The organism is Salinisphaera sp. SPP-AMP-43, from assembly GCF_049568105.1.
Classification (GTDB): domain Bacteria; phylum Pseudomonadota; class Gammaproteobacteria; order Nevskiales; family Salinisphaeraceae; genus Salinisphaera.
Window position 1 is genome coordinate 1490161 of record NZ_CP145335.1, and the last position, 26927, is coordinate 1517087.

At 60.5% G+C, this 26927-nt stretch carries 22 protein-coding genes; 10 read left to right on the top strand and 12 right to left on the bottom strand.

From position 1 onward, the window contains the following. Positions 1-111: 111 nt before the first annotated feature. From V5738_RS06310 to V5738_RS06340, 7 genes are all read right to left on the bottom strand, one after another. On the bottom strand, positions 112-2328 hold the full coding sequence (locus V5738_RS06310) for a pyrroloquinoline quinone-dependent dehydrogenase (protein WP_423823572.1): 2217 nt from the start codon (positions 2326-2328) through the stop codon (positions 112-114). A 24-nt stretch (positions 2329-2352) separates the two neighbouring features. Beyond that, on the bottom strand, positions 2353-2703 hold the full coding sequence (locus V5738_RS06315; protein ID WP_423823573.1) for a hypothetical protein: 351 nt from the start codon (positions 2701-2703) through the stop codon (positions 2353-2355). 1010 nt (positions 2704-3713) lie between these two features. After that, positions 3714-4631: a bifunctional molybdenum cofactor biosynthesis protein MoaC/MoaB gene (gene moaCB, locus V5738_RS06320; protein ID WP_423823574.1), complete on the bottom strand. Its 918-nt coding sequence runs from the start codon at positions 4629-4631 to the stop codon at positions 3714-3716. 27 nt (positions 4632-4658) lie between these two features. Continuing rightward, on the bottom strand, positions 4659-5369 hold the full coding sequence (locus V5738_RS06325) for a molybdenum cofactor biosynthesis protein (protein ID WP_423823575.1): 711 nt from the start codon (positions 5367-5369) through the stop codon (positions 4659-4661). 74 nt (positions 5370-5443) lie between these two features. Continuing rightward, the gene (locus V5738_RS06330; protein ID WP_423823577.1) at positions 5444-6616 is read right to left on the bottom strand and encodes an MFS transporter; all 1173 of its coding nucleotides are present in this window, start codon (positions 6614-6616) and stop codon (positions 5444-5446) included. Positions 6617-7118: 502 nt separating this feature from the next. Further along, on the bottom strand, positions 7119-7781 hold the full coding sequence (gene rpiA, locus V5738_RS06335; RefSeq protein ID WP_423823578.1) for a ribose-5-phosphate isomerase RpiA: 663 nt from the start codon (positions 7779-7781) through the stop codon (positions 7119-7121). Between the two features lie 123 nt (positions 7782-7904). Next, on the bottom strand, positions 7905-8624 hold the full coding sequence (locus V5738_RS06340; protein WP_423823579.1) for a YggS family pyridoxal phosphate-dependent enzyme: 720 nt from the start codon (positions 8622-8624) through the stop codon (positions 7905-7907). Between the two features lie 99 nt (positions 8625-8723). On the opposite strand from V5738_RS06340, the gene V5738_RS06345 reads away from it, so the two are divergent. The 6 genes from V5738_RS06345 to V5738_RS06370 all read left to right on the top strand — a co-directional run bounded on the left by V5738_RS06345 (position 8724) and on the right by V5738_RS06370 (position 15096). Continuing rightward, positions 8724-9758, top strand: a complete 1035-nt coding sequence (locus V5738_RS06345) for a type IV pilus twitching motility protein PilT (RefSeq protein WP_423823580.1) — start codon at positions 8724-8726, stop codon at positions 9756-9758. A gap of 110 nt (positions 9759-9868) precedes the next feature. Then, positions 9869-11062, top strand: coding sequence for a PilT/PilU family type 4a pilus ATPase (locus V5738_RS06350; protein ID WP_423823581.1), 1194 nt, complete (start codon positions 9869-9871; stop codon positions 11060-11062). Then, the gene (locus V5738_RS06355) at positions 11052-12134 is read left to right on the top strand and encodes a PilT/PilU family type 4a pilus ATPase (RefSeq protein WP_423823582.1); all 1083 of its coding nucleotides are present in this window, start codon (positions 11052-11054) and stop codon (positions 12132-12134) included. Before V5738_RS06350 ends, V5738_RS06355 begins: the two co-directional genes overlap by 11 nt. Before the next feature lie 18 nt (positions 12135-12152). After that, positions 12153-12602, top strand: a complete 450-nt coding sequence (locus V5738_RS06360) for an ATP-dependent zinc protease (RefSeq protein WP_423823584.1) — start codon at positions 12153-12155, stop codon at positions 12600-12602. Positions 12603-12718: 116 nt separating this feature from the next. Continuing rightward, positions 12719-13624 (top strand): 30S ribosomal protein S6--L-glutamate ligase, encoded by a 906-nt coding sequence (gene rimK / locus V5738_RS06365; protein WP_423823585.1) that lies wholly within the window; start codon positions 12719-12721, stop codon positions 13622-13624. A gap of 386 nt (positions 13625-14010) precedes the next feature. Continuing rightward, on the top strand, positions 14011-15096 hold the full coding sequence (locus V5738_RS06370) for a succinylglutamate desuccinylase/aspartoacylase family protein (RefSeq protein ID WP_423823586.1): 1086 nt from the start codon (positions 14011-14013) through the stop codon (positions 15094-15096). Between the two features lie 439 nt (positions 15097-15535). Here V5738_RS06370 and V5738_RS06375 read toward each other — a convergent pair whose 3' ends face one another. After that, positions 15536-16789 carry a polysaccharide pyruvyl transferase family protein gene (locus tag V5738_RS06375; RefSeq protein ID WP_423823587.1) on the bottom strand — a complete coding sequence of 418 codons (1254 nt, stop codon included), beginning with the start codon at positions 16787-16789 and terminating at the stop codon, positions 15536-15538. Positions 16790-17637: 848 nt separating this feature from the next. Here V5738_RS06375 and V5738_RS06380 point away from each other — a divergent pair. Next, positions 17638-18087 (top strand): hypothetical protein, encoded by a 450-nt coding sequence (locus V5738_RS06380; protein WP_423823589.1) that lies wholly within the window; start codon positions 17638-17640, stop codon positions 18085-18087. Further along, positions 18080-18967: a glycosyltransferase family 2 protein gene (locus tag V5738_RS06385; protein ID WP_423823590.1), complete on the top strand. Its 888-nt coding sequence runs from the start codon at positions 18080-18082 to the stop codon at positions 18965-18967. Before V5738_RS06380 ends, V5738_RS06385 begins: the two co-directional genes overlap by 8 nt. A 29-nt stretch (positions 18968-18996) precedes the next feature. On the opposite strand, the gene V5738_RS06390 is transcribed toward V5738_RS06385, so the two are convergent. Continuing rightward, positions 18997-20394 (bottom strand): lipopolysaccharide biosynthesis protein, encoded by a 1398-nt coding sequence (locus V5738_RS06390; RefSeq protein WP_423823591.1) that lies wholly within the window; start codon positions 20392-20394, stop codon positions 18997-18999. 645 nt (positions 20395-21039) lie between these two features. Here V5738_RS06390 and V5738_RS06395 point away from each other — a divergent pair. Then, positions 21040-21792, top strand: a complete 753-nt coding sequence (locus V5738_RS06395) for a sulfotransferase family 2 domain-containing protein (RefSeq protein WP_423823592.1) — start codon at positions 21040-21042, stop codon at positions 21790-21792. Beyond that, positions 21789-22712 (top strand): sulfotransferase, encoded by a 924-nt coding sequence (locus V5738_RS06400; protein ID WP_423823593.1) that lies wholly within the window; start codon positions 21789-21791, stop codon positions 22710-22712. Before V5738_RS06395 ends, V5738_RS06400 begins: the two co-directional genes overlap by 4 nt. A gap of 18 nt (positions 22713-22730) precedes the next feature. Here the strand turns inward: V5738_RS06400 and V5738_RS06405 are convergent, their stop codons facing one another. The 3 genes from V5738_RS06405 to V5738_RS06415 form a co-directional block, all read right to left on the bottom strand. Continuing rightward, on the bottom strand, positions 22731-24173 hold the full coding sequence (locus tag V5738_RS06405) for a lipopolysaccharide biosynthesis protein (protein ID WP_423823594.1): 1443 nt from the start codon (positions 24171-24173) through the stop codon (positions 22731-22733). Between the two features lie 87 nt (positions 24174-24260). Continuing rightward, positions 24261-25475: a glycosyltransferase family 2 protein gene (locus tag V5738_RS06410; RefSeq protein WP_423823595.1), complete on the bottom strand. Its 1215-nt coding sequence runs from the start codon at positions 25473-25475 to the stop codon at positions 24261-24263. 104 nt (positions 25476-25579) lie between these two features. Continuing rightward, complete coding sequence (locus V5738_RS06415) at positions 25580-26803, bottom strand: glycosyltransferase family 4 protein (RefSeq protein WP_423823596.1); 1224 nt, start codon at positions 26801-26803, stop codon at positions 25580-25582. Between the last annotated feature and the right edge of the window lie 124 nt (positions 26804-26927).

The window sequence follows — 26927 nt, forward strand, 5'->3', positions numbered from 1 at the left end:
AAGGGGCTGGGTAGTCGGTGACGCTGGATCGAGCCGGGCGCGCTCGGATTGGGCCGACATAAAAAAGGCGGATCCAAAGATCCGCCCTTGTTTCGCTGATGCAGGAACGCCTTACTGGCTATCCTGGTCCTGGTCCTGGTCCTGGTCCTGGTCCTGGTCCTGGTCCTGGTCCTGGTCCTGGTCCTCGGACTGATCCCCGGACTGATCCCCGGACTGATCCCCGGACTGATCCCCGGACTGATCCCCGGACTGATCTTCCGACTGATCTTCCGACTGATCTTCGCCCCCCTTCTTGGGCAGGGCATAGACCACCAGCTGGTCGCCAACCTGGTCCTTGAGGATGGTGTTGCCGCCGGAAACGAAGGCGATGTACTCGCGGCCCTTGTACTCATAGACCGAGGGATTGGCCACGACCGGTGCTTCGGCCTGGTCGGACCAAAGTTCCTTGCCGTCCTTGAGCGAGTAGGCCCGGACCTTGGAGTCCATCGAAGCGCCGATGAAGATCACACCGCCCGCGGTCACGGCCGAGCCGCCGATGGTCGGCGAGCCCCAGCTGTCCGGCATGAAGAAGCCGTACTGCTGCGTAGCGCCGACCGGACGCCGCCATTTCACGTCGCCGGTATGCATGTCGATGGCCACCAGCTCGCCATACGGCGGTTTCCAGCAGGGCATGCCGAGCCAGTTGCGGGCGACCTTGAGGCGCATGCCGTAGGGCGCGCCGGTCTGCGGCGAAAAGCCAACTTCGTTGCCGGAGCCGGTATTGGCTTTTTTGTAGTCTTCGCGGTTGTAGAGTTTCACGTACTGCACGATGTGCGAGACGTTGACCACCGCGGTCTGGCTTTCGGGGTCGAACGATACACCGCCCCACTGCACGCCGCCGGCGCTATCCGGATAGGTCAGAGCACCTTCACCCTTGGTGGTCGGCGGGGTATACATGCCGCGATAGTCGAGCTTGTTCCATAGTCGCGAGCACTGGCCGGCACCGACTGCGTCTGCCAGCTTCCAGACATCCGGCTTCTTGGACTGGTCGAGCAGCGGCTTGGGCTTGGTCGGGAACGGCTGGGTCGGCGAGAGTTTTTCGCCCTTGACCGAACCATCGCCCTGCGGCACCGGACGCTCTTCGATCGGCCAGACGTCCTTGCCGGTCCGGCGATTGACCACGAACAAAAAGCCCATCTTGGTCGACTGGACCAGAGCCGGAATGTCCTTGCCGTCGACGGTGATGTTCATCAGCGTCGGCGCAGCGTTGATGTCGTAATCCCAGACGTCGTGGTGGACCCACTGGCGCGACCATACGACCTTGCCGGTATCGACATCCAACGCGGTGGTGGAGGTCGCCAGCGGCGCTTTCTCGGTGCGGTTGCCACCCCAGTAGTTCGGCGACGGCGAGGACACCGGCACGTAGACCAGGCCCAGCTTCTTGTCGATCGACATCCCGGTCCAGACGTTGGCGGTGCCGCTCTTCTGGCGCATCTCCGGGCTCAGCGCGTTGAACGTCCATTCCTTTTTGCCGGTTCGGGCATTGATTGACCAGACCGTGCCGGGCGGGGCCTGTTCGAAGGCCCAGTCCTTGCCGGCCCAGCCGAGGATCAGATGATCGCCGACCACGGTCGGCGGCTGCAGCAACGACAACGGCCACTTGTTATGGGTGTTGTTCCACTGGTTGACGTCGAGCACGCCGTTGTCGGCGAAATCACGGCATTTCTGTCCAGTGTCGGCATCGAGCGCATACAGACGGGCATCCATGGTGCCCATGTAGACGATCTTCTGGCAGGACTCGTTCGGCTTCGGGTCGTCAGCGGCCCAGTAGGCCACGCCACGGTTTTTCAGGGCCGGCTGGGTGAGCGGCTTGAGCGAGCTCTTGGTATTGAAGCTCCATTTTTCTTTGCCGGTGGCCGGGTTCAGCGCGATCAGACGATAGAACGGCGTGCCGATATAGATCGTGTCGTTGGCGAACACCGGGGTGGCCGACCAGACCGAGGCTGGCTTGTCGCCGCTGCCGTCCGACATATCGCCGGTATGAAAGCTCCAGGCTTTTTTCAGCTGGCCGACGTTGTCGGCGTTGATCTGATCGAGCGGGCTGTACTTCTGGGCGCTCAGCTGGCCGTGGAAGGTATCCCAGTCGGAGGTGTCGGGGGTGAGCGAGGTTACCCCGGTATCCGACTGGGCACTCTTATCCGTGTCGGCGTTTTCAGAGGTGGTCTTCGAGGCGCTATCGGCGGCTGCGTCGTCGGCCGTCGACTGGGCCCAGAGCGGGGCCGAAACGGTAGATAGGGCAAGTGCAGTCGCCACTGCGGCGCGCTGCACAACGGAAAAAGAAATAGTCATGGAAAAATTTCTCATGGCAAGGACTCAATAAGCGGCGCGGGAAGACAGCATATCGATGAGTAGGCCGACGAAGCCGACCGCCATCGCGATACAGACCCACCACTCCTGCAGCAGCACCCCGGCGAACGCATTGCCTGCGAGACCGATCAGAATGACGAGCCGCAGTACGATACGGCCCGCACGACTGTCTACACCGGTCAACAGCAAAGCCAGTACGGCAACGATCGCACTGACTGCAACGGGAGCGAGTGCACCGATTGTACCGGTCACACCGGTCAAAGGCGTGAAATAGGCATACAAGGCTAAAGCAAGCCCGGCCAGCGCGCTCGCGACGAGCAGGATGATACCCGCTCTGGAAGAAGACGATTTTGGCATGTGATTTAAGAATACTCTCTCGGGTCTAGCACAGACCCGCGCCGGGCCTACGGCCGCGATCGAACGAATGGATAGCGCTTACGACAAAAAACGCCGAGTGACAACTGAGCAATTAGTTGTATATGCCATTATATGCGATAAATACGATCTGTCACCGTCGGGCAGCGTTCTAAGCTCGCGACACGCAGCCCCCCAGGGCCCGGCTCGAACTGTGCTCGCACACGAGATGGATCGAGCCGCGAAGGGGGCAAGCGGCGCCCATCATCCCCGGGCGTGCCGATGATTCGGTCGTTGGCGTTACGGCCGTCGGCAGGCGCGAGGTACGATGACCGCCCGGACGCCCGGGCGCCGACAACCATTTTAAAATTACCGGAAAGCGTTCGGAAGCAGAGCAGCCTGCGGGCAGCCTATTCGGGCCGCCGCGGCGTATTTCCGAGACCGGATCGGACCCAGCTGTATTCGGCGCTGCAGAGAAAGGCTGCGCGTTTGTGTTTGCCAGTGTGCGATATGCCTTCGCTGTGTTGTGAGTCGCGCAGCAGCAACGCATGCGATCGCTGTCGTATGGCCCGTTGGCACAGGCTTGCTGCGTCAGGCCTGGCCCTGACGCCGATTAGCCAGCGCCTATCGTTGAGGCCTCCGAGCAGGGGCCCGGCGCTGTGTTGATGTCTGGAGCGCGTCCGTTAAAGACCGGCCAGCGATCATCCGAAGAGGCAGGCTTTGACGTCGAACGGTCATGCAGCGTTCGTTTGGACTGCGGTTATAGCCCGGCAGCCATGGCCTGCCGCATCGCAGCGTTTAAAGAACCCAACCCGCGCGAGCCGCGTTGCCGGTCTCGATCAAGGCTGGTAACGCAGCCTGATGCGATTTGGGGCGCCCCCTTCGTAACATCGGTTGTTTGGCCGCAACCCAGCGTAGCCGCTCATTAATGTTGCGCAACGACGCCGCACTTGCAGTATTGCGGTTTGCCGCCCAACAGCCCCGCAAACCGCTCTGGGCACGGACTCGCGGCCCTAGCGTCCGCTGGCGAATCGCTGATGAATCTCGAGTATATGGACGATGCTCGGCAACAAGGCGGCCAGGGTCTCTTCGGATCCGGTACGGCTGCCGGGGAAGGTCAGCACCAGGCTGTTGCCGATGAAACCCGAGACGCCGCGCGATAGCACGGCATAGGGGCTACGTTTCTGGCCGAAAGCCCGCGCGGTTTCCATCAGCCCGGGCATGGGGGTGGTCAACTTGGGCTCGACGGTTTCTACGACTTTGTCCTTCGGCCCGATGCCGGTCCCGCCTACGGTCACGATCAGCGGTGTATGGGCGGCCACGGCCGCATCCACCGTTTCGCCGACCGCCTGCGGATCGTCGCCGAGCAGTCGGTAGTCCACCGGGTCGAAGCCGGCGCCGATCAGTCCGTCGGCGACCTGGCGGCCCGCGGTATCCGGTTTGTGGCCGTCGAAGACCGGGTCGGACACCATGACGACAGTCGCGGCCAATGGGGCCTCGAGCCGGCGCGAGTAGTGGCTCTTGCCGCCGGTCTTGTCTAGCAGGTGGGTGTTGCCGATCGACAGCGCTTCAGGCTCGGCATAGGGCTTGAGCATGTCGTAGAGGGTCAGCGCGGCCATGCTGGCAGCGGTCAGGGCCTCCATTTCGACCCCGGTCGGGCCGATGGTATGGACCTCGGCCTCGATCGCGACATGGTCGGCCTCGATCGAAAAATGCACTTCGGCAGCATGGATGGGTAGCGGATGGCACAGCGGCAATAGTTCGTCGGTGCGCTTGGCCGCCAGAATACCGGCAATCCGGGCGCTGGCCTGCGGGTCGCCTTTTTCGGTATCGCGTGCCGCGATGCGCTCCAGGCAGTCGGCCGGGGCATAGAAGCGGGCAGCGGCATGCGCCGAGCGCAGTGTATCGGGTTTCATGCCGACGTTTTTCACGAGCAAGACTCCTTGGGATGTCGACGATCAGCGCGGGCGCTCGGGGCGCGCGACTTCCGTGCCCTCGAGGTAGGCGCTGCTGCCGTCGCGATAGTGTTCGTTCTTCCACACGGCCACGCGGGCCTTGAGCTGTTCCAGGGCGTGCTCGGCGGCCTCGAATGCCGCACGCCGATGCACCGCGCGGACGACGACATACACGCTGACTGCGCCCAGCCCTAAACGCCCGGTGCGATGTTGCAGGCGACAGGCGCGGATATCGAAGGCCGCGAGGGTTTCGTGTTCGATGTCGGCCAGGGTACGGGCGGCCAGTGGGCCATAGGTCGAATAATCCATGGATTCGACTTCGCGGCCTTCGTTATTCAGGCGGACGGTGCCGCCAAACACCACCAGGGCGCCGCTTTGTTCGTCCTCGGTTTCGGCCATCAGCGCATCCAGATCCAACGGTGCTTCGGTCAGATGGGCGTCGTGATCAGTGGCTGACTGGCCACCGGAAACCGGCGGAATCAGCGCGATGGTATCGTCGTGGGTCAGCGGGGCATCCGGGGTGAGCAGGGCATCGCCGCGGGCACAGGCGGTACGCGATAACAGGCCGGCAGCATCGGGCCAGTGCACACGAGCCTGGTCCAGCAAATGGGCCGTCGTATGTGGCGGCTCGAGCTGTAGCGCCACGGTTTCGCCGCCCAAATGCTCGATAAGCGCCCCGTGGCATTCCAGAGTAATGTTGAAGACGTCGGGCATGGTGGCGATCCGGCTGGTCGATGAAAGGCCTGGGCCGACAGGCTAGGCTGCGATGCGATGGTGCGCAATCGGGGTTATCGCTCGGTGGCCCAGAACATAAGCGCTGCGGCTTCGAGCACGCCGGCAACTGCCATCGTGCCGGGCCAGCCGCCCAGTTCGTAGCTTACCCCGGCCAGTGCCGAGCCGGCCGCCCCGGCCATGAAGAAACAGCCGATATAGGCGGTCGTGATACGGCTGCGGGCTTCCGGGCGCAGCCCGTAGATCGTGCTCTGGTTGAGAATCTGGACGCCCTGGACACCGAGATCCATGAAAAACAGGCCCAGCGCGATCGCCAGTATATGGGTACTGAACAGCCCCATGCCGGCGAACGACAGGATCGCGGCCAGCATGAAGCCGGCTACCGCCCGCTGGCCGTAGCCCCGGTCGTGCAGACGCCCGGCCGCATTCGCGCCCAGCGCGCCGGCTGCGCCTAACAGGCTGAACAGACCGATCGTGGTTTCGCTGTAGTGGTAGGGCGCGCTGGCCAGCAGAAACGGCAGTGCGGTCCAGACGATGGTAAAGCCGGCAAAACCACAGCCGCCGTAGACGATGCGCCGGCGCAGGGTGGGTTCGTCGCGCAGCAGGGCGCCGACCGAGCGCAGGGTCTGGGGATAGGACAGCCGGGCGGTGGTGGGGATTTCTTCGGGCAAGGCACGATACAGCACCGCCGCGAGGGCGAGCATGGTCAGGGCGGCAATGCCAAAGACCGCGCGCCAGCCGGCGAGATCGGCCACGATGCCGGAAAACGCCCGCGCCAGAAGAATGCCGATCAACAGGCCGCTCATCACCCGGCCAACGACGGCGCCGCGCTGACCGTCTTCGGCCAGATGCGCGGCCATCGGCACCATGATCTGGGCACAGACCGCGGTCACGCCGATGAAGAAACTGGCGATCACGAAACAGCCGAAACCTGGGCTGAGCATGGCCGCGGCGAGTGCGGCACTAGTGCCGGCAGCGGTCCAGCTGATCAGGCGGCGACGATTGACCTGGTCGCCGAGCGGCACCAGAAACACCAGCCCGGCGGCATAGCCGATCTGGGTCACGGTCACGATCAGCGAGGCGGTGCCGCTGCCGATATCGAAGCTGCGCATCAAAAGATCCAGCAGCGGCTGGGCATAGTAGATATTGGCCACTGCCAGCCCACAGGCCACGGCCATCAGGGTGACCAGCGGGGTGCTCGGGGTCAGGGGGGGCTGGGTATCGGTCACAGGCGATAACGGTTGGGTCGGCGCAGCAATAACGCGCCGAGTTGAAAACGATAGCGGCATGCCGCAGCTGGTTCGAACCGGCTGCGGACAAGCTCGGGGTTTGGCCTGGGGCCCTGTTTACGGTGCGGTATTAAGTCCGCGCTTAGCGCTGTCGTGCGGCAAGACGAGACGCAGCAAACGCCGTATCTTGATTCGGGTCAGGCGGTTGCAGCGCTGGCATGCGACCGAACGGCCGTTGGCCCCAAGGGGCGAAAACCGTGCGCGGCGTTGCCGCTCCAAATCGCAGCCGACGAGGCACGAGCCGCTATATCGTGGCATGCCCCGGTCAAAGTGCATAACGCCGCCCGACGCGATTTGGGGCACAACCCTTCGAAACAACGGCTGTTGGGCCGCAATCCAGCATGGCCGCTCACGCACGTCATGCCACTACGCCGTACTCACGGCGCCTCGGCTTGCTGCCCAACCGCCCGTGGCGCGGACGCGCACGAACCCTCGACCCGCCCTAGCGGGTCAGCGTGTTCACGCCGTTGGCCCCAGCCACCAACAGAACGTCGGCCGGTCGGCGGGCGAACAGGCCGACCGTCACTACTCCGGGAATAGCGTTGAGCCGGTCTTCCATCGCGGTGGCGTTCGATAGATCGAGGTTGTAGACATCCAGTACCGGGTTGCCGTTGTCGGTCTTGAAGTCCTCGCGCAGCTCGGGGGCGCCGCCGAGCTGCACCAGTTGACGGGCGATAGCGCTGCGCCCCATCTCGATCACTTCGATCGGCAGTGGGAAATGGCCCAGAATGTCGACTACCTTGGATTCGTCGACCATGCAGACAAAGCGCCGCGACACGCTGGCGATGACTTTTTCACGGGTCAGCGCGCCACCGCCGCCCTTGATCATTTCCAGGCGTCGATTGACCTCGTCGGCCCCGTCGACATAAACGGGCAGGTTGCCGGCGTAGTTGAGTGTTTCGACGTCGAAGCCGGCTTTTTTGAGCCGGGCCGTGGTTGCCTCCGAGCTGGAGACACAGCCGCGCAACGCCGGCCGGCGCTCGGCTAACACGTCGATGAAGTGATCGACCGTCGAGCCGGTGCCGATACCGATATAGTCGTCTTCGACCACGTATTCGTAAGCGGCCTCGGCCGCGGCGCGCTTCAGTTCGTCCTGTTTACTCATTTTTGATCGCCGGCTTGCGTGGTATCGGGCAGTTTAGCCGCGAAGCGGATTGGCATAAATCGTCGAAAGTCGATCTTGCGGCTTGGCCGCTATTGCGGTTCAGCCAAAAATCCGCAATCGATCTCAGGAGTCGCGCGGGCCGAAAATGGCAGTGCCGATCCGCACATGGGTCGCGCCTTCGGCGATCGCGGCCTCGAGATCGGCGCTCATGCCCATCGATAGCGTATCTAGCGTATGGCCACGGGCATTGATCTCGTCGCGCAATTCGCGCAGCGCCGCGAACGGCCGGCGCTGGGCGTCGAGATCCTCGGCATAACTCGGCAGTGCCATCAGCCCGCGCAGACGGATGCCGGGCAGCTCGGTCAAACGGTCGGCCAGTTCGGCGACCTCATTCGGGGCCAAGCCGGATTTGCTGGCTTCGGCATCGATATTGACCTGGATGCACACATTGAGCGGGTCGGCGCCTTCTGGGCGCTGCTCGGACAGTCGACGCGCAATCTTGAACCGATCCACGGCATGCGCCCAGGCGAAGTGGGCGGCGATATCGCGGGTCTTGTTGGACTGGATATCGCCCACGAAATGCCAGGCGATGTCGCGCTCGGCCAGGGCTTCGATCTTGGCCAGTGCGTCCTGGAGATAGTTTTCGCCGAAATCGTGCTGGCCGGCGGCGAGCGCCGCCTCGACCAGAGCCGCCGGTTTGGTCTTGCTGATGGCCACCAGCTGAATAGTGGCCGGGTCGCGATCGTAACGCTGCGCGGCAGCCTCGATACGGCCCCGGACGTCGGTCAACCGGGCTTCGATATCAATGGGTTCCGAACGGTTGCCCGTCAGCGGATGCGACATGCTGGTCTCCAGTACAACAGAGCGTGGCCGATACCATTAGGATAACGTGTTCACCGTGCGGGCCGGGTTCGGGCCGGCCTGCACTTCGGGGAGTAGTGCATGGATATCTCGCAGCTGTTGGCGTTCTCGGTTAAACAGGGCGCCTCCGATCTGCATCTGTCGGCAGGGTTGCCGCCGATGATTCGGGTCGACGGCGATGTGCGGCGAATCAATCTGCCGGCGATGGCAGACAAAGAAGTCTTCGACCTGATCTACGACATCATGACCGATCGCCAACGGCGCGATTTCGAAGAGCATCTGGAAACAGATTTTTCGTTCGAGATTCCGGGCCTGGCCCGTTTTCGGGTGAATGCCTTTAACCAGAATCGCGGTGCGGCGGCTGTGTTTCGCAACATCCCTTCCGAGGTGCTGTCGCTGGAAGACCTGGAGGCGCCGCCGATCTTTCGCGATATCGCGGCGCTGCCGCGCGGGCTGGTGCTGGTTACCGGGCCGACCGGCTCCGGCAAGTCGACCACGCTGGCGGCGATGATCAATCACAAGAACGAACACGAGCTCGGCCATATCCTGACTGTCGAGGACCCGATCGAGTTCGTGCACAGTTCGCGTAAATGCTTGATCAACCAGCGCGAAGTCTCGCGCGATACGTTGTCGTTCAATGCAGCGCTGCGCTCGGCCCTGCGCGAGGACCCGGATACCATCCTGGTCGGTGAGCTGCGCGATATCGAAACCATTCGCCTGGCCTTGACCGCGGCCGAAACCGGGCATCTGGTGTTTGGCACCCTGCATACCTCGTCGGCGGCCAAGACCATCGACCGCATTATCGACGTGTTTCCGGGTGAAGAAAAAAACATGGTCCGTGCGATGCTGTCGGAATCGCTGCGAGCGGTGATTTCGCAGGCGCTGCTCAAAAAGCTGTCGGGCGGACGGATGGCGGCACACGAAATCATGATGGGTACGCCGGCCATTCGAAATCTAATCCGCGAGGGCAAGATCGCGCAGATGTACTCGGCGATCCAAACCGGCCAGCAGGCCGGCATGCAGACGCTGGATCAGTGTCTGCAGCGGTTGGTGCAGCGCGGGGTGGTCAGCCGCGACGAGGCGGCTTACAAGGCTGCCAACAAGGACGCGGTCTAGGGTTGGCTGCTCGAAACTGCGCCGCAGCCGAGCCATTGCGCCGGCTCGCAGCCGGCTGCGTGGATGCTAGACGCCTACCGCGAATGAATCGGCGCTAAAAGGGGAACGCTATGGATCGCGCCCAGGCCACCAAACTCGTGACCGTCTTGCTCGAACGATTGATCGCCGAAGGCGGCTCGGATCTGTTCATTACTGCCGGGTTTGCGCCAGCGATCAAAAAAGACGGCCAGCTCACACCGCTCATGGAACGCCCGCTGACCGACGAGCAGTCGGCGCTGATGGTGCGCTCGCTCATGAACGATCGCCAGGCCCGGGAGTTCGACGAATTCAAGGAGGCCCAGTTCGCGATTTCGCCGGTGTCGGGACGTTTTCGCGTATCGGCGTTCATCCAGCAGGGCCGGGTCGGCGCGGTGATCCGGGTGATCAACACCGAGATCCCGGAGTTCGACACCCTGGGGTTGCCGTCGATTCTCAAGGACATCGTGATGGCCGAGCGCGGGCTGGTAATTTTCGTTGGCGCGACCGGTTCGGGGAAATCTACTTCACTGGCGGCTATGCTCGGCCATCGCAATGCGAACTCGGCCGGACACATCATCACGATTGAGGATCCGATCGAATTCGTGCATCCGCATCGTCAGTCGATCGTGACTCAGCGCGAAGTCGGAGTAGATACCCAATCCTGGGACAACGCGCTGAAAAACACGCTGCGCCAGGCGCCGAACGTGATCCTGGTCGGCGAGGTGCGTACTCGCGAAACCATGGAGTACGCGTTGAACTTCGCCGAAACCGGGCATCTGGTGCTGTGTACGCTGCATGCCAACAACGCCAATCAAGCGCTCGATCGGGTGATCAATTTCTTCGACGAGGGCAAACGCGAACAGGTGTTGATGGATCTGTCGCTGAATATGCGCGCGATCGTCTCGCAGCGGCTGGTGCGCCGGGTCGGCGGTGGCCGGGCTGCGGCAGTGGAGATCCTGCTGAGTACGCCGCTGGTTTCGGATCTGATCTTCAAAGGCAAGGTCGCCGAGTTGCGCGATGCCATGACGCGCGGCACCGAGCTGGGTATGCAGACCTTCGATCAGCATCTGTTCGAACTATTCGAAGCCGGGGTGATCGATTTCAGCGAAGCATTGCGGCATGCCGATTCGCAGAACGAGCTGCGTCTGAACATCAAGCTCAACAGCAAACGCACCCAGACCGATCTGTCCCGGGACCCGACAGTACGCTCGCTGTCGATGGAACAAGATCAAGACGACGGTGCAGACGATCCGTACTCCAAACAGGGGCCGCACCGTGGGCGATAATCTGCGCATCGAACCGTATTTGCAGCTGGCTATCGACAAGGGCGCATCGGATATTTACTTCACCACCCATGCGCCGGTCATGCTGCGGGTGAATGGCCTGATCTATCCGATCAAGGCAGCCGAGGGCGCGACGCTCACGCCGTCGGTGATCGAGGCGCTGGCACTGGCGCAAATGAGCGAGGCCCAGCAGGCCGAGTTCGCGGCCGAGCGCGAACTCGATTTCGCGTTTCGTTTTGGCACGGTCGGCCGGTTTCGCGTCAATGTATTTCGTCAGCGCGGCTCGGTGGCGATGGTTCTACGTAATATTGGCAAGGTGCCCACGTTTGCGGATTTCGACATGCCGGACGTGCTCAAGCGGCTGGCGATGCAAAAGCGCGGCTTGGTGCTGGTAGTCGGGGCGACCGGGTCGGGCAAGTCCACGACCCAGGCCGCGATGATCAACCACCGCAATGAAAACGCGGCCGGACATATCCTGACCATCGAGGACCCGGTGGAGTTCATGCATCGCCACAAGCGCTCGATCGTCAACCAGCGCGAACTGGGTGCCGACACCCGCAGTTTCGCGCGGGCACTGCGTTCGGCCATGCGCGAAGCACCGGATATGGTGCAGGTAGGCGAGGTGCGCGATCTGGAAACCGCCGACGCCTGTCTGCAGCTGGCCGGCACCGGGCATCTGACCATGGCGACCATGCATGCGGCGAATGCCTATCAGTGTCTGCAGCGGCTGGTGGCGCTATTCCCCGAGTGGCAGCGCGATTCGTTGTATATGGATCTGTCGCTGAATCTGCGCGCGATTGTCTCGCAGCGCTTGGTTGCTGGCCGCGAGGGAGGCCGGGTCGCAGTTTACGAAGTACTGCTCAACACCGCGTATATTGCCGATTTGATTCTCAACGGCCGGATCGACAAGGTCGCCGAAGCGCTGGCCGAAGCCGATCCGGCCAGCGGCGCCGTTACCTTCGACGATTCGCTGCTGCGGTTGGTCAAGGCGAACCGCATTACCATCGACGAAGCACTGGACCAGGCCGACTCGCGAGACAATCTGCAGAGCCGTCTGGCTTTTGCCCGGCATTGATTTATAGGCTGTTACCCCATGAGCGATCATCAACAATCCATGTCCGACAAAACCGTGATCGGTTGGCGTGAATGGGTCAGCTTGCCGGATCTGGGCATCGACGCGATCAAGGCCAAGATCGATACCGGGGCCCGAACTTCGGCGCTGCATACGTTCTCGCTGGATACCGGGCACGAGCGCGGCGAACGTATCGCCCGGTTCGGCGTTCACCCCTATCAGGGCGACACCGATCGCGTGGTTTGGTGTCAGGCGCCCATTGTGGATGAGCGCAATGTGCGCGATTCTGGTGGCCATCGCGAATGGCGTTATGTAATCGCCACCGACCTGGCCATGGGCGCACGCCGGTGGACAGTCGAGATTACGCTGACAGCCCGCGATACAATGCTATTCCGGATGCTTGTCGGACGTACGGCCATGGCGGCCGTGCGGGTCGATCCAACGGCTTCGTTTCTGACCGGTCAGCCCTAGAACCCGGCCCGATCCATGCATATGGTCGGGTGGGTGCGGACCGAGCAGGGGCACTCGTCATCCGGACACCGGTGCGCGGACGTGCGCACAAGCTTATCGACGCCGAGGGTAGACCCATGCAGATCGCGATCATGTCTCGCAACAAGAACCTCTATTCCACACGGCGTCTGATCGAGGCAGCTAAAGGGCGAGGGCACGAAGTGATGGTGGTCGATCCACTGCGCTGCTATATGAATATCGTGCCGCATGCCCCGGAGATCCACTACAAAGGCAAACGGCTCGAGGGGATCGATGCGGTCATTCCTCGCATTGGTGCTTCGATCACCTTCTATGCGACGGCGGTGTTGCGTCAGTTCGAGATGATCGGCGTCTATCCGCTCAACGAATCGGTTGCGATCTCGCGCTCGCGCGACAAGCTGCGCTCGATGCAGCTGCTTTCGCGCAAGGGCATTGGCCTGCCGGTCACCGGTTTTGCTCACTCGCCGGACGATACCGACGATCTGCTCGATCTGGTGGGCGGCAATTCGTACGTCATCAAGCTGACCGAGGGCACCCAGGGTAAGGGGGTGGTGCTCACCGAAACCCGGGGTGCGGCCGAATCGGTGATCGATGCGTTCCGCGGGCTGGATGCCCACTTCTTGGTGCAGGAATACGTCAAGGAAGCCAAAGGCGCAGATATTCGCTGTTTCGTTATCGGCGACAAGGTCGTGGCCTCGATGAAGCGCCAGGGTAAGGAAGGCGATTTTCGTTCCAATCTGCATCGCGGCGGCTCGGCCAGCGTGGTCAAGATTACCCCGGAAGAGCGCTCGACCGCGGTACGCGCTGCCAAGATCATGGGGCTGAACGTGGCCGGTGTGGATCTGCTGCGCTCGAACCACGGCCCGGTAGTCATGGAAGTCAATTCCTCGCCAGGCCTGGAAGGCATCGAAGGGGCAACCAACAAGGATATTGCCGGCCAGATTATCGGCTTTATCGAAAGCTACTCGAAGCGTGGCAAGACCCGGACCCGCGGCGTCGGTTGATCGAACCGGCCGAACGTCGCCCGATGCTGAGTTCGTTGGCCGCCTGTCGCGGCAATGCCCTGCGGTGGAAGACATCGCGGACCCGCCCCGGCTGTCTCGCATGGCCTAAAGCCACGGTCGGCCTGGGGCGCTCTGCCGTAGGGGCGGCCTGATCGCGCGACCGTCGGTGCCGGGCACGGGCGTGCGTCCTACCGACCGATACGCCAGCGATCGATGGCCGTTGGGTTTACTACCGGGCTGCGATGGCGGGCAGGAAGGCCGAAGACCGAGTGTCAGGCCTGGCTAAGGGCAGGGTCGGTATTCGGGGCGGACATCGGGCGCCCTGCAAGAGCATTGAACACACCGACGGCCCACGTCGGGACGAAACGAATACTGAGCCGTCTTTCATGAGTGATAAGAAGAACCAAAGAAATCGAAAGCGGCCCGAGCCGCTCGAGATCGCAGGGCAGGCCGTTGAGCCCGGCGAAAACGTCAGTATCGATATCCCGGTCGCCGATCTGTATACACATGCGAAATTGACCATGCCGGTCAATGTGATCCGCAGCCGCAAGCCGGGGCCGACCTTGTTCATTTCGGCGGCCGTGCACGGTGATGAACTCAACGGAGTGGAGATTATCCGCCGGCTGCTGCGACTTCCCGAGCTGAAGCAGCTTCGGGGCACATTGATTGCGGTGCCGATCGTCAACGTACACGGCTTCCTGCGCAATTCGCGTTACCTGCCGGATCGACGGGATCTCAACCGGTCGTTTCCGGGCAGTGCCCATGGTTCGGTGGCCGGACGTCTGGCCAAGGTGTTCATCGACGAGATCATGATGCACTCCGACTACGGCATCGATCTGCATACCGGGGCCATCCATCGCGCGAATCTGCCGCAAATCCGGGCCGATCTGTCACAGCCGAGCGTGCGCGCCATGGCCGATGCCTTTGGTTGTCCATTGCTGATCGATGCATCGATGCGCGAAGGCTCGCTGCGCGAGTATGCCGATCGCAAGGGCATCCCGTTGCTGCTCTACGAAGCCGGCGAAGCGCTGCGCTTCGATGAGTTTTCGATTCGAGCCGGAGTGCGCGGCATCCGCGGCGTCATGCGGCATCTGGGCATGTTGCCGCGTCGCAAGAGCACCAAGCATCCGCCCAAGCCGGTGGTTGCAGAGGATTCTTCCTGGCAGCGGGCGCCGGAGTCCGGAATCATGCGCTCGATGGTCGAACTCGGCGAATACGTCGATGAGAACCAGGAGCTGGCCTATGTCGCCGATCCATTCGGCGCGGCCGAGGTCGCGGTGACGGCCGAACATTCGGGCATCGTGATCGGTCGGTCTTATCTGCCCTTGGCGCACGCCGGCGACGCGATCTATCACGTGGCCCGGGTCAAGGGCGCCCAAGAGGTCGCCAGCCGGGTCGAGGCCTATCAGGAATCGATCGAGCCGGACGACGCCGACGACCGCGGCGCCACTGGCGAGCCGCCGTTGGTCTAGGCACCGTCTAACGTCCGGTGATAGGCGCTCAAACGCGCTGTCGGGCAAGCCGGGTGGCGCTGCGCCTCAACCGTAGAGCCGCTGGGTATCGTCTTTTGTAACCACAAGCCGATGACTTGGCATCGAGCCGCGGGCGCCGTTTTCAGTTTTGGCTAATGGCAGCACCCGCCAAGTCCAGGCACACCGTGCAGCTCGGCCAGTCGCGTTGATTGGCCGGTGCCTTGCCTGCCGGTCAGCCCATTAGAGGCTGCTCGGCAGGCGAGGCGCTTATCGAGGTTCCGATTGGCCTAGGACGTGTCGTCATGACATACATGCCCGCCCACCGCGCCAGTCAGCGTTGCATGACCTAACCGTGGGGCCTTGCTACGCTCGGCGGCCTGTGCCTTGCTCGACCCAATGGGCGAGCGTCATACGGCGGCCTCTCTTATGACGACACGCCTTAGAATCCGGCGGCCCGCAGGCCGCTCGCAATCAGGCCGTGGGCGCGTTCCCGGGCTTTTTCGACGGCCGGGCGAATACGTTCGGCCAGAGTCTGTCGTTCAGCAGCTGCCGACAGGGCGCGCGGAATCAGTCGCCCGTCGATCAGCTCGTCGATACCGGCGCTGAGCTCGCTGAGTTGCATATCGCGCAATATGCCCGTCGATTTGTGCTCGTAGGCTAGCGCGATTGCCGGGGTGCCGAAATTCATGGCGATAATGGCGCTGTGCAGCCGCGTGGCGACGAGCAAGTCGCAGGCCCGAAGATAGGCGCCGAGCATGAGATCGTCGATCTCGTCCATCAGGACATGATAGTGGGCGGCCGATTCCAGCCGGTCACCGATACGCAAACCCACCATCCGGTCGTCGCGGTGATAGCTGTCGATGCCAGTACAGGTGGACAGCGCCAAAACGTTGTAACCAGCGGCAATCAACGCCTCGACCAGATGAGCGAACGCGGCTTCGTACTGTGCCTGCGACACGTTCAATAACGCATCGAACGGCGCCAGCATACGGGCCGTAATCGCAACGATCGGGCGCTCAGGATCTTTGAAAATATCGCGCCGCGGATCGACCGAGTCTACGCCGGCCGGGGAGATGTTCCAGGCGCTGTCGCTGCCGATATCGACGCGGCCCATCGGCATTTTCGCCTGCTCTAGAATTTCCTGCGATACGGTCTCGCGTAGCCCGACATAGGTCGCATGGCTGAGTAGATGTCGCATCATGATGGGATATTTGCCCCGGTGAACCGGGCCCATACTATGTCCGACCAAAATCAGAGGAACATCGGCGGCCATTGCGGCAAAGCCGGTCTCGAAATGGCCATAGCCGTACAAATCGATGAAATACGAGCCGCCGAGTTGCACGACGAGATCGTAGTTGCGCAGATGATTGATTCGATCGCGCACACCCTTGGGCAGCATCGGGCCGTAGTAGCGTCCCTCTCGCCGACTGCGCATCAGCAGGCTCCAGGGCACCATCCGACGCCGGGTGGCCTGGCGGCGCCCGGGCGCCACGATATCCGAACCACTGAAAATGTCGGCTACGACCGGGCGCTTGAGGATATAAGCGGAACTGGTCGGATAACGGCTGGTTACCGTGATGTTGGCGTCCGGGTGCTCGGCGGCCAATCCGTTCAGTAGCCCGCGCATGATGGCGGCATCGCCGCGGTTACCGCAGGTGTGGTTACCACAGACGAGAATATTGGGTTGATTCATTGAGCGACCAGACAATTTTGAAAAGGCTTAACGCTTGGCGTAGAAATACGTTCAGGCAATTTTTAAGCACATTTAAAAATAAAAAAAGTATGCCCCATAGCCATATCGGCCATATTTCGAGCTGATCAATAACAATCGCTCGTTAGTCGGCGGGGATCCTGGCTATCATCATTAGGTAGCCGGGGCTAGATAGTGGTATGGCGTCGATTTATTTTTGACAACCGTGATGTGCTTGCAGTGCGAGTCTATCAGCCTTGCTCAAAAGATAGAGCGCAATATATTTTTGAAACAGTAACCAATCACTATTTCGAAAATGCGAGTTTTTATTTGCAGTACAGTTAAATACGTCACTACGCTAAATAAGCGTCCATATTTTACGCGATTGAAAATAGAACCCGTGTTACGGTTCGGTTATAGCATAGGACCAACATAGACAAATTTAACTGAGGTCATGCTGTTTGATGAAACGGTTGACCGTGTAGAACGGGCATCGTCGCGCACGCTAATAAACTCGTTCGAAGATGGCATCGAAGAGACGCGACAGCTGGGCTGAAAACGCAGTACCCAGTCTGGGAGCGGTCGGTCGGTATGCCTTTGATCTGTTAAACCAGCCCGACAGGCGGCTTCCACTGCAAAGCGAATGTATGACCGATTGTGAAAACTGCGCAGATTATGGGTCGTGACACAGAAATATCTCGGTATGGAAAGTATTCCCAGGGCAGCCGGGTTTGCGGTATTAATTAGGTATGCGTTGTGCGCGTTCGGGCTCGAGGCGCTCGAAATCGATACTGCTGCGGTATACCCGCGGGTTACCGCTTATCTGAAAAGGCTGCTACGGGGTGGAGATCATGTTCACTTCAAAAGACCGGTGTATGGCGTCGATCCGCGGTGACGAAATCGACCCGAAAAAACATCGCCCTAGGCAGTTTTCGAAAAATCACAACACCGGTTCGACGGTATCGGTGAGTGTGGCATCGGTCGTCAGGTCTGGCATTCCGTTCGATCTGGATAACACGGACCAGGGGCGCCGGCGCTCGATATTGTTGCAACGACCTGCAGCAGTGCAGCATGCGGCGCTCGCGCTCAGCGATATTCGTGGGCAGGCCTTTGCGCCGACACGAGCCCTGAGGGGAGATTGCCTACCTTTGGCCTGCCTCGGCGAGATCGCAACGTCGATTCACGTGGGTGGCCACGGCGATCAAAAAGACTGTGTCCGCGACTGCGGTAATATGCGCCTCACGGGGCTGCGGTGGTATATCGGACCGATTTCAGTGCATGGGAGGTTCTGCCATGGCTGACGAACCACGTATCTCGGTGGTCATTGCGGCTTTTCAGGCCGAGGCCTTTCTAGCTGAGGCCGTGCAATCGGCGCTCTGGCAAACGCGAGCGCCGCTGGAAATCGTCATAGTCGACGATGCCTCCACGGATGCAACGTTGACCGTGGCCGAACGGCTGGCCGACCGCTATGGCAGCGTTCGGGTGTTTGGTCTTGCCGAAAACCATGGCCCGGCAGCAACGCGCAATCATGGTATCCGCCAGTGCCGGGGGGACTGGATTGCGATTCTTGATGACGACGATGCATTCGAGCCAGATCGCCTGGAAAAAATCGGTGACTTTCTCGTCGAGAACGAAGGCCAGATCGATATCGTATCCGATCTCTTGACCTGGATAAGAAACGACGGCGCCGTAGCCCCGGATTTCGAAATCGACCAGCTGGCCATGCCGATCGGATTGGCCGAGTTCATAGTACGCAGCCGACCGCTACTGCCTACCCCCGATCTTGGTCTGCTCAAACCTGTATTTCGTAAAGCCTTTCTGGATGAAAGGAACTTGTATTACCCGGCAAATCATCGGCATGGAGAAGACTATCTATTAATGGTGACAGCGCTTACTGCCGGCGCTCGATACCATGTGCTGCCATGGTATGGCTATCGCTACACCGATCGCAGCGTCGGCCGTTCTCGTACGCGAGTCGACTATCGCTGTATGCGCCAAGCCGATGAGGCGCTTCGAGCTTGGCCGCAAATCCGTTCCGATGCGGCAGCCAGCCGAGCGCTGGAGCAGCGAATGACCGCGCTTCGAGAGCTCGAGCTCGAAATGATGCCGGTTTATCGTAAGCTGCTGCGAGGCGAAATTCGACGCGTTTACTGGGATCTGGCGCGCCGCCTTAGTTCATGAGACAACGCCAGGCCAAGACCGAACGCCATTCAATCCACGGCATGGTCGGCGTTGTCACGAGCGCGATCGCGGTTCGCGCCGAGCCGCTTGACGACGAAATCCCGAAGCTCGATCCATAGTGGGTGGCCGATCAGGGCGCCGGCGATCAGGCAGCCGCTGAGCATGGCCAGGCCCGCGGCGATAGTGGGCCACCATATCGCATCTGGCCCCGGCGTCAGCAGATTGTGTATACACAAAGTAGGCAGCAGGCCGGCAAGCGTGACGATCGCACTGGGCAGTAGCGCGCGTAAATAGGCGGCCGGTGTTGCCGGCGTCAGACGTATGATGAGGGTGGCGATCGCGATCGCCTGTGCGCATGCGACAGGGATAAAACCGATCGCGATGGCTTTCAAACTAATGAAGGCAGTCACTACCAGCATGGCAATGGTCGCGCTTTGCATGATGGCCGTACACAGCGAAGATAGCCCGACCCGGCCGATCGAAGTGAGCAGGGTTTGGAACTGAATCACCGTCAGCCCGATCGCCCCGGCGATCGCCATGAACCGTAGTATCGGTACCGAAGCCTCCCATTGGTCGCCGAAAAAGATATGAATCACCGGATAGGCCATAAGCGAAGAGAACGCCAGAAAAGGCCAGCCCAGCCCGGTGATCAAGGTGATGCTATGCAGGTATGGCGCGCTGACATCCTTGCCTTCGCGATAGAGCCGCGCAAAGGTGGAATAAGACACCGTAGCGACAGCCCCCATGACGTTTTGTCGGAACATGCGCACCAAGCCATAGCCCCGACTGAACAGGCCGACTTCGGCAAGCCCCAGAACGCGGCCGATTACGAAATCGGGCGCTGCACCGCCGAGCTGATTCATGACGGTCTCGGCAGTTTTCTGTACGCCGAAATGGGTCACCGGGCGCCACTGCGATAGGCCAACGCCGCGAATTCGATAATGACCGGCCCAGAATAGACAGCCGCAGACCGCCGTCGCCATCCCGGCAACCGCGCCCCAGGCCAGGCTGTAATAGCCAAAGCCGCAGAAGGCCAGAAGCACGGTCAGACCGTTTTGAACCAACACCTGGAACAGATTGATCTTGAAGCGTAGGGCAAACTCCATCTCGCGCACCAAAATGGCGTTGATGGTTGCGCCTATCGGCAAAAGGAAAAACGTCAGCGTCAGGATGCGCAGTACCGTACTCAACCCTGGCTCGCTAAAGAAGTCGGCCAGGAGCGGGCTGGCGAAAAACAGCACGATCGCAAGAAACCAGGCAATGCACAGGTTGATCGTGAATGCCGTACGTGCCGTGGCGTTATCGAGTTCCGGAACCTGGACGAGGTAGTCGCTGGTTCCCAGGTCGCGCAGCATGTGTACGACGTTGAGAAAAGTCAGGGCTACGGAATAAACGCCGATTTCTTTGGGCGTAAGCAGACGGCTCAAAATCATTATCGAGGCGAAGCTGACAATGAAATTGGTATATTGCTGAATCGTAGTAAAGAACAGCGCTCCCCGTACGCTTTGGGGAGAGTCGCTCGAAGGGGTTCGGCGCAGAAAGCGAAGCGGGCTGAATTTCCGCGGCATAAACGTCTCAAGCGAGGTGGCTCGTACACGACGGTACGAATCGATGAAGGGGCCGCCGAAACTCTTTTACGGGCAGCCTTTTTTAAGTATCGGTACAACGAATGACGGCTGTGCCCACCTCGGATTTGATCCGATGGCGCTGATTGGCCTAGCCGGAGCGCAAGTGTGCCAGATTCGCCGCTATCGACCTATCGGGAAGCCGGTATTCGTATGCGTTAATTTTGCGGCATGGAGTCGACTATGTGCACGACCCATTTTGACGTATTTTTCGCAAGCACGGCTTAATACCACGGGCATCGAACAAGCCGCCGTACGAGGCTACCGACGAACGAGCCCATCGATCGGCGCCGTGCCGCTGGCTCTTCCGCATCGTGAGCGAATCGGTGTAGTATCAAACGAAAACATAACGAAGTTACAATTTCGTTAAATTCGTGAGAGGGGTCGTAAGTTCACGCCGGTAGGGGCCGCGTCGACGCTACGACTGGGGACGGTAGTAACGGGCACATGAACAACTCGCTTAGAGCGCGAGCTGAATATCATCTCGATCATTTCAAACTGCGGATGTCTTCCTTCGAGACACTCAATACAGTGGCTCATCCTGGATTCAATCCGTGGTTGGCGTATTGGTATTCGGATACGGGCTATTGTTTCATCCATATTCCGAAAAACGGCGGTACCACTGTAGAGCGCACGCTGTACGGCGCGAAAGTCGGGCATCGCCCTTGGCACGAGATTCACGGTCTAGCGCCGCTCGAATATCAGCGCTGGTTGAAGTTCTGCATCATCCGCGATCCAGTCGATCGTTTTCTATCGTCTTTCGACTATCTGAACGCGGGGGGGCGCAATCCCATCGACCGGGAAGTCGGGCGCCGTTTCGTCAGCCGTTTCGAACCCAACTCGTTTTTACTGCAGTTGGACCAGGATCCAGAGTTCCGGAACCAGGTTTTGAAGTACTTCCATTTTCGACCCCAGGCCGATTACGTGTTATCCGGCGACGGCCTGTGCATGGTCGACCGGCTGCTGGCTTTCGAACGGCTCAGTACCGAATTGGGAGAGTTGTTGCAGATCGACAATACAGCGGTCGGCCATCACAACAAGACTAAGGGCGAACGCACATCGCCGTCGGTCCTGACCGCGTTCAGCCATAGTGTGATCGAAAAACTCTATGCTCTGGACTTCGAGCTCTACAACGCGCTCGACGGCGTACAAAAGAACTGGTATCTGCAGCGTTTTCCCAGCCTGTATTCGGCTGCATGACGGCTTTATGTCGTGTAGACGCGCTCCGCGAGACCTATTACCGCTGGCGTATCAAGTTTATTGAGGCGGCGTTTTCGCGTCTGCCAGTATCCGGATTGGCTCGCCCAGTGTTCGTTGTCGGCTGCGGTCGTTCGGGCAAAAGCACGCTGGCTGGTCTTCTATCTCGGCATCCAGAGGTTCTCTGTCTGGATGAACCGCGTCATCTATGGTTCTCGGCTTTTCCGCAGGCCGATATCTGGACTTCTAAAGCGATCGAGCGCCGTGGCCGAATAGCACTCGATGGCCAGGACTATAATGCAGCCCGGGCGCGCCGGCTGCGCCGTTTGTTTCGGGTGCAGGCGATTCGGCACGATCGATCGACGGTGCTCGAAGAACTAGCGATCAATAGCTTTCGCTTACCATTGATCCGAGAAGTATTTCCGCAGGCCCGGTTTATCCACGTGTACCGCAACGGTCTCGAAGTGGCCGAACTGATCCAGCAGGCGGCAGAACGCGGAGGCTGGTTCGGCACGAACGACTATAAATGGCAGCAGCTGGCAGCCTATGCCGCGCTTTATCCGGCGACGGCAGATTTGCCCGAGCTGTGTGACGATTTCTATGATCGCGGCCTGCTCGAATGGCGGCTGAGCACGGAAGCCGTGGTGTCGTTTTTTCAAACGTTGCCGCGCGAGTCGTATCTGGAAATCAATTCGAAAGCGCTGTTCGATACGCCGGGCCGGGTCGTACAACAGGTCTATCAGCTGCTCGGTCTCACGGGCGATACGAATGCGCCGACGACCGATGTTGTCTTCCATCGGTCGTCGGCAGGCATAGCGCGCTCGGTGTCGGCCAAAGAACGCCTGATCGGTGGCGATATCCTCGACCGCGCCATGTGCTGTCCCGAGGGCTTGGTCGATGGCTCGCCCCAAGCGACGGTATAACCGTGCTCAGGGTTCGATCTAGCCTTGGGTCGAAGCGCGCTGGCGCTGCGGTTGCAGTTTCGCCAGTACCGGTTTGATTTCCTGCCACAGCGGATGGTCGAAATATCTCATGCCGAGCATATAACCTGCGAGCCAGAGTAGCCCGCCGGCAAAACAGGGGCCCCAGATCGCCTCAGGGCCGGGCGGATAGATCCAGCGCATCGCAGCCGCCGGGACCAAAGCACAGACGGCTATGCACGCACTCGGTTTGATGGCTCGAAGATATCGTCCCGGTGTGATCGTCGTATAAACGCTGAGAAAAGCCAGCGTGACAACGAGTGATACGAAAGCTGTCGGTACCAGCGCCATGGCTACGACATTAATGCTTACAGTGGCTGCTGCGACCAGGCAGGCAATGACCAAGCCTTGTCGAATGACGGTCACGATCGCGGCCATGCCGGGGCGGCCGATGGCGGTTAGCAGGGTTTCATACTGGACGATGCTCATGCTAATAGCCGCGAAAACCGCCATGAATCGCAAAATCGGAACCGCCTCAACCCACTGGTTGCCGAAAAATATCATCATGATCGGATAGGCGAACAGCGAGGCAAAACCGAGAAAGGCCCATGCCAGACCGGTCACGAGTGTGATCTTGTGCAGATACAACTCGGCGGGATCACCGCCTTCCCGATAATGACGCGCATAGGCCGAATAGGATACGGCCCCGATCGCACCGACGATGTTCTGGCGAAACATTCGGGGTAGACCCTGGCCGCGACTGAACAGGCCAACCTGGGCCATGCCCAGCATCCGGCCGATTACGAAATCGGGGGCAGCGGCCCCCAGCTGTTTACTGACTGTTTCGAATGTCTTTTTGACCCCGAAGTCGGTGACGGCGCGCCATTGCTTTAAGCTCAAACCGCGGATCCGGTATTCGCTGGCCCAGTACAGGCAGCCCAAGGCCGTGGCCGTCATACCCGCGACTGCGCCCCACGCCGGGCTGTAGTAACTGAAGCCGTACCAGGCCAGGGCAATGGTCAGACCATTCTGGACGAGCAGCTGAGTGACGTTGATCTTGTAACGCAGACCGAACTGCATCTCGCGTACCAGCATCGCGTTGATGATCGATCCGATCGGTAGAACCAGAAACGTCAGCGACAGGATCTTCAACACCGGCTCGATACCGGCTTCGTTGAAAAACGTGGCCAACCAAGGGCTGATGAAAAACAGCGTCAGCGCCAGTATCCAGGCAATGATCAGATTGATGGTGAATGCCGAACGCGCCGAGTCGTTGTCGACTTCCTTGAGCTGTACCAGATACTCGCTGGTGCCCATGTCGCGCAACATATGGACGATGTTGACGAACGTGATGGAGACCGAATACACACCGACTTCGCTGGGCGTCAGCAGACGGCTGAGGATCATGATCGACGGCAGCGTGATCAGAAAACCGGTGTACTGTTGTGCGGTCGAGAACGCCAACGCACCGCGAACACTTGGTTGTTTGTCGCTGGGGCTATTGCGCCGTAATAGATTTAAAAATCTCAATGTAGTCAGTTACTCGGCTGTTCAGGAGGCGCGCGAACGCAATCGATACGGCACATAGCTGGCCGCGAAACCAACCAGCATCAGACCGGCGGTACCCGCCTGGCGGGATCGACGGCCCTGGAGCTCGCGGCGCATGCTCCAGAACAGGCCACGTACCACGGCTCGGGCAAGCGCATGCTGGCCGTGTCGCGCAAGTACGTTCGCCAACCCCTGGACTACGGCCCGACGGCTTTCGAACATCCAAGGCTCGACATCGGTCGCCGTAGAAAGATTATCGGCGATCCAGCCGGTATCGATGGACCGCGCATTCGGATCGCCAAAGGCATGATCGAAATCGACCAATGCATCGGAAACCAACCCTTGGCGCATGAACACGGTCGCGCGCTGGATCAGCGCTGCCGGATCCCGGGCAGCGGCTGGGAATAAGCCGTGATCGGCCGGCAGGTGCTGCAAATAGCTGTCCAACGGCAGAATGTTTCGCAGTTTGCGGAACACCTGCTTGCGATATCGGTCGGAAATCTGGAAGCGATCCTTGGCGGAATGGGTTTTCTGACCGCCGCCACGTGCACGGGCATGTTCTCGATACACGAAGGACGGGCTGTCCAGCTGCCGGCCGCGATATTTCGCGCCCAGCCGAATCAACAGATCCAGATCTTGGCAGCGGAACATATCGGTATCGAACATACCGATGTCCAGCACTGCCTGGCGCGATATCAGCATGCCCTGCATCGGGGTGTTCATGCTGCGCAGCGTTTCGATAAGGAAGGCCTCTGGCGGAATGTCGGCCAGGGTGTTGGCATGCCAAGCCGATCGATTCCAGATGCTTTCTGGATCAGAGGTGTGATAAGCGCTGCTGAAGGTGAAATCGGTATCGGGATGGGCCCGAATGAGCGCCAAGTGGCGGGCCAAAGCATCCGGCAGTGCAACGTCGTCGTCGTCGAAAATCCAGAGGAACTCGCCTCGGGCTTCGGGAATGATCGTATTCAGTGCCCCGGCTTTGCCCTGATTGGTAGCCAGATTCACGACTGTGATCCGGTCGCTGAAACGCGCCAGAACGTCTGCGGTTTCATCCGTGGAAGCATCGTTGACGACGATGATTTCGGTAACCGGATGGGTTTGTGCGAATAGGCTTTCGAACGTCTCGGCCAAGTAATTGGCGCGATTGTGCGTTGATATGACGACCGAAACCGTCGGGTCCGAAGCGTGCGGGCCACTGCTTTTTGTTGTCTGAGTCATCAGTAATCTGCCGTATCGAATGCGCCGGGCAGTTGGTGCACGAGCACGGCACCCAGCGCTGTCCTCGGCGCAATGGCCGGGCCTTTCAGTTTTAAAGTGTTGCGCTATGCGTCTTGCTGCCGAGCTTGTGCAGCTTCGGGATCGATGATCTCTCGCCACAAGGACAGCAGTCGTTCGTATTCGGTCTCGGCGTTGAATTCGCGCAGCACTTTAGTGCGTCCGGCTGCCCCGAATTGGCGGCGCCGTTCGTCGTCATCGGCCAGCTGCTGGATCGCATCTGCGATCGCCTCGGCATTTTCTACCGGAACCAGTAGGCCGTTTTCTTCATGTGAGACGAGTTCCGGGATACCTTTCACCCCGGTCGTGACCACGGGGCGCTCCATGGCCATCGCCTCCATCAACGAGACCGGAATGCCTTCCGATAGACTCGACATGACGAAAATATCTGCGTCGAACAATTCACGGCGGACTACCGAACTCGGCTGTGCGCCAAGCAAATGCACTCGATCGGCCAACCCGGCGGTGTCGATCTGGGATTCGAGGGCAGTTCGCTGGTCGCCTTCGCCGATAATGTTGAGTACGAAATCCACGCCCCGGTCACGCAACTTGGCACAGGCTTCGACCATGTAGCGGTGTGCCTTGACGTCCGTAAGCCGGCCGACGGCCACCAGTTGCAGAGGGCGATCCGCTGCGGTCTGCGCCTCGGGCGACTCGGCGCGTTGAAAGCGCTGGCAATCGATGCCGCAATGGATGACCCGCAGTCGGGCATCGGCGACGTTGTGATGGTCGCGCAGATACCGGCGGTTGTAGTCCGAAATGGTGATGACCGCGCTGGCGTCGTGGCTCAATACCGGATAATTCGGCGGCGCCGAATGAAAGATATCGTAATGATGGGCACAGAACGTGAACGGCACACCGCTCAAGCGGCTGGCATAGCGCGCGATTTGGGCAGCTAGGCTGGCGAAGTGGACATGCATCACATCGGGCGGGTCTTCGCGCAGCATGCGCGCCAGCCGCAGCCCGTAAACGAACTCGGTGAAAGACTCCCGGCTCATCGACCAAGCGTTGAGCCGCGACCAGAACAGTCCCGGCTGGTGCATCGCCCAGCGTGTCTTGCATAGCGCCGCTTCGATACGGCCCGGCGGGTCGGTGGGAATCCGGCGTAGACGATCACGCACCGGCGCCGAGATCTCGTCGATCGCCTGATCTTCGGTCGCGACCGAAAAGACGCGATCGAGTTGGCCGCGCCGGGCCAGCCACTCGACCTCGTCGCGAACGAAGGTTTCCGAGCGTTTGGGAAAAGTATCGACAACGTAGGCAATGCGCATAAAGTAGAAATCGGCGCCAGTCAGATCTGCGCGCAATTCTGAGTCAATCCGCGCATGAGCGCCACATTTGACCGACGCCGACATTCAGAGCCCGGCAAGGCCCGCGTTGTCGGGCCGGCTATGC

What these genes read in the sequence shown, in the direction of transcription:
- V5738_RS06310 (WP_423823572.1), bottom strand. Translation starts at nt 2,328, where the DNA reads ATGACTATTTCTTTTTCCGTTGTGCAGCGCGCCGCAGTGGCGACTGCA.
- V5738_RS06315 (WP_423823573.1), bottom strand. Translation starts at nt 2,703, where the DNA reads ATGCCAAAATCGTCTTCTTCCAGAGCGGGTATCATCCTGCTCGTCGCG.
- V5738_RS06325 (WP_423823575.1), bottom strand. Translation starts at nt 5,369, where the DNA reads ATGCCCGACGTCTTCAACATTACTCTGGAATGCCACGGGGCGCTTATC.
- rpiA (WP_423823578.1), bottom strand. Translation starts at nt 7,781, where the DNA reads ATGAGTAAACAGGACGAACTGAAGCGCGCCGCGGCCGAGGCCGCTTAC.
- V5738_RS06340 (WP_423823579.1), bottom strand. Translation starts at nt 8,624, where the DNA reads ATGTCGCATCCGCTGACGGGCAACCGTTCGGAACCCATTGATATCGAA.
- V5738_RS06345 (WP_423823580.1), top strand. Translation starts at nt 8,724, where the DNA reads ATGGATATCTCGCAGCTGTTGGCGTTCTCGGTTAAACAGGGCGCCTCC.
- V5738_RS06350 (WP_423823581.1), top strand. Translation starts at nt 9,869, where the DNA reads ATGGATCGCGCCCAGGCCACCAAACTCGTGACCGTCTTGCTCGAACGA.
- V5738_RS06360 (WP_423823584.1), top strand. Translation starts at nt 12,153, where the DNA reads ATGAGCGATCATCAACAATCCATGTCCGACAAAACCGTGATCGGTTGG.
- rimK (WP_423823585.1), top strand. Translation starts at nt 12,719, where the DNA reads ATGCAGATCGCGATCATGTCTCGCAACAAGAACCTCTATTCCACACGG.
- V5738_RS06370 (WP_423823586.1), top strand. Translation starts at nt 14,011, where the DNA reads ATGAGTGATAAGAAGAACCAAAGAAATCGAAAGCGGCCCGAGCCGCTC.
- V5738_RS06375 (WP_423823587.1), bottom strand. Translation starts at nt 16,789, where the DNA reads ATGAATCAACCCAATATTCTCGTCTGTGGTAACCACACCTGCGGTAAC.
- V5738_RS06380 (WP_423823589.1), top strand. Translation starts at nt 17,638, where the DNA reads ATGTTCACTTCAAAAGACCGGTGTATGGCGTCGATCCGCGGTGACGAA.
- V5738_RS06385 (WP_423823590.1), top strand. Translation starts at nt 18,080, where the DNA reads ATGGCTGACGAACCACGTATCTCGGTGGTCATTGCGGCTTTTCAGGCC.
- V5738_RS06395 (WP_423823592.1), top strand. Translation starts at nt 21,040, where the DNA reads ATGAACAACTCGCTTAGAGCGCGAGCTGAATATCATCTCGATCATTTC.
- V5738_RS06400 (WP_423823593.1), top strand. Translation starts at nt 21,789, where the DNA reads ATGACGGCTTTATGTCGTGTAGACGCGCTCCGCGAGACCTATTACCGC.
- V5738_RS06410 (WP_423823595.1), bottom strand. Translation starts at nt 25,475, where the DNA reads ATGACTCAGACAACAAAAAGCAGTGGCCCGCACGCTTCGGACCCGACG.
- V5738_RS06415 (WP_423823596.1), bottom strand. Translation starts at nt 26,803, where the DNA reads ATGCGCATTGCCTACGTTGTCGATACTTTTCCCAAACGCTCGGAAACC.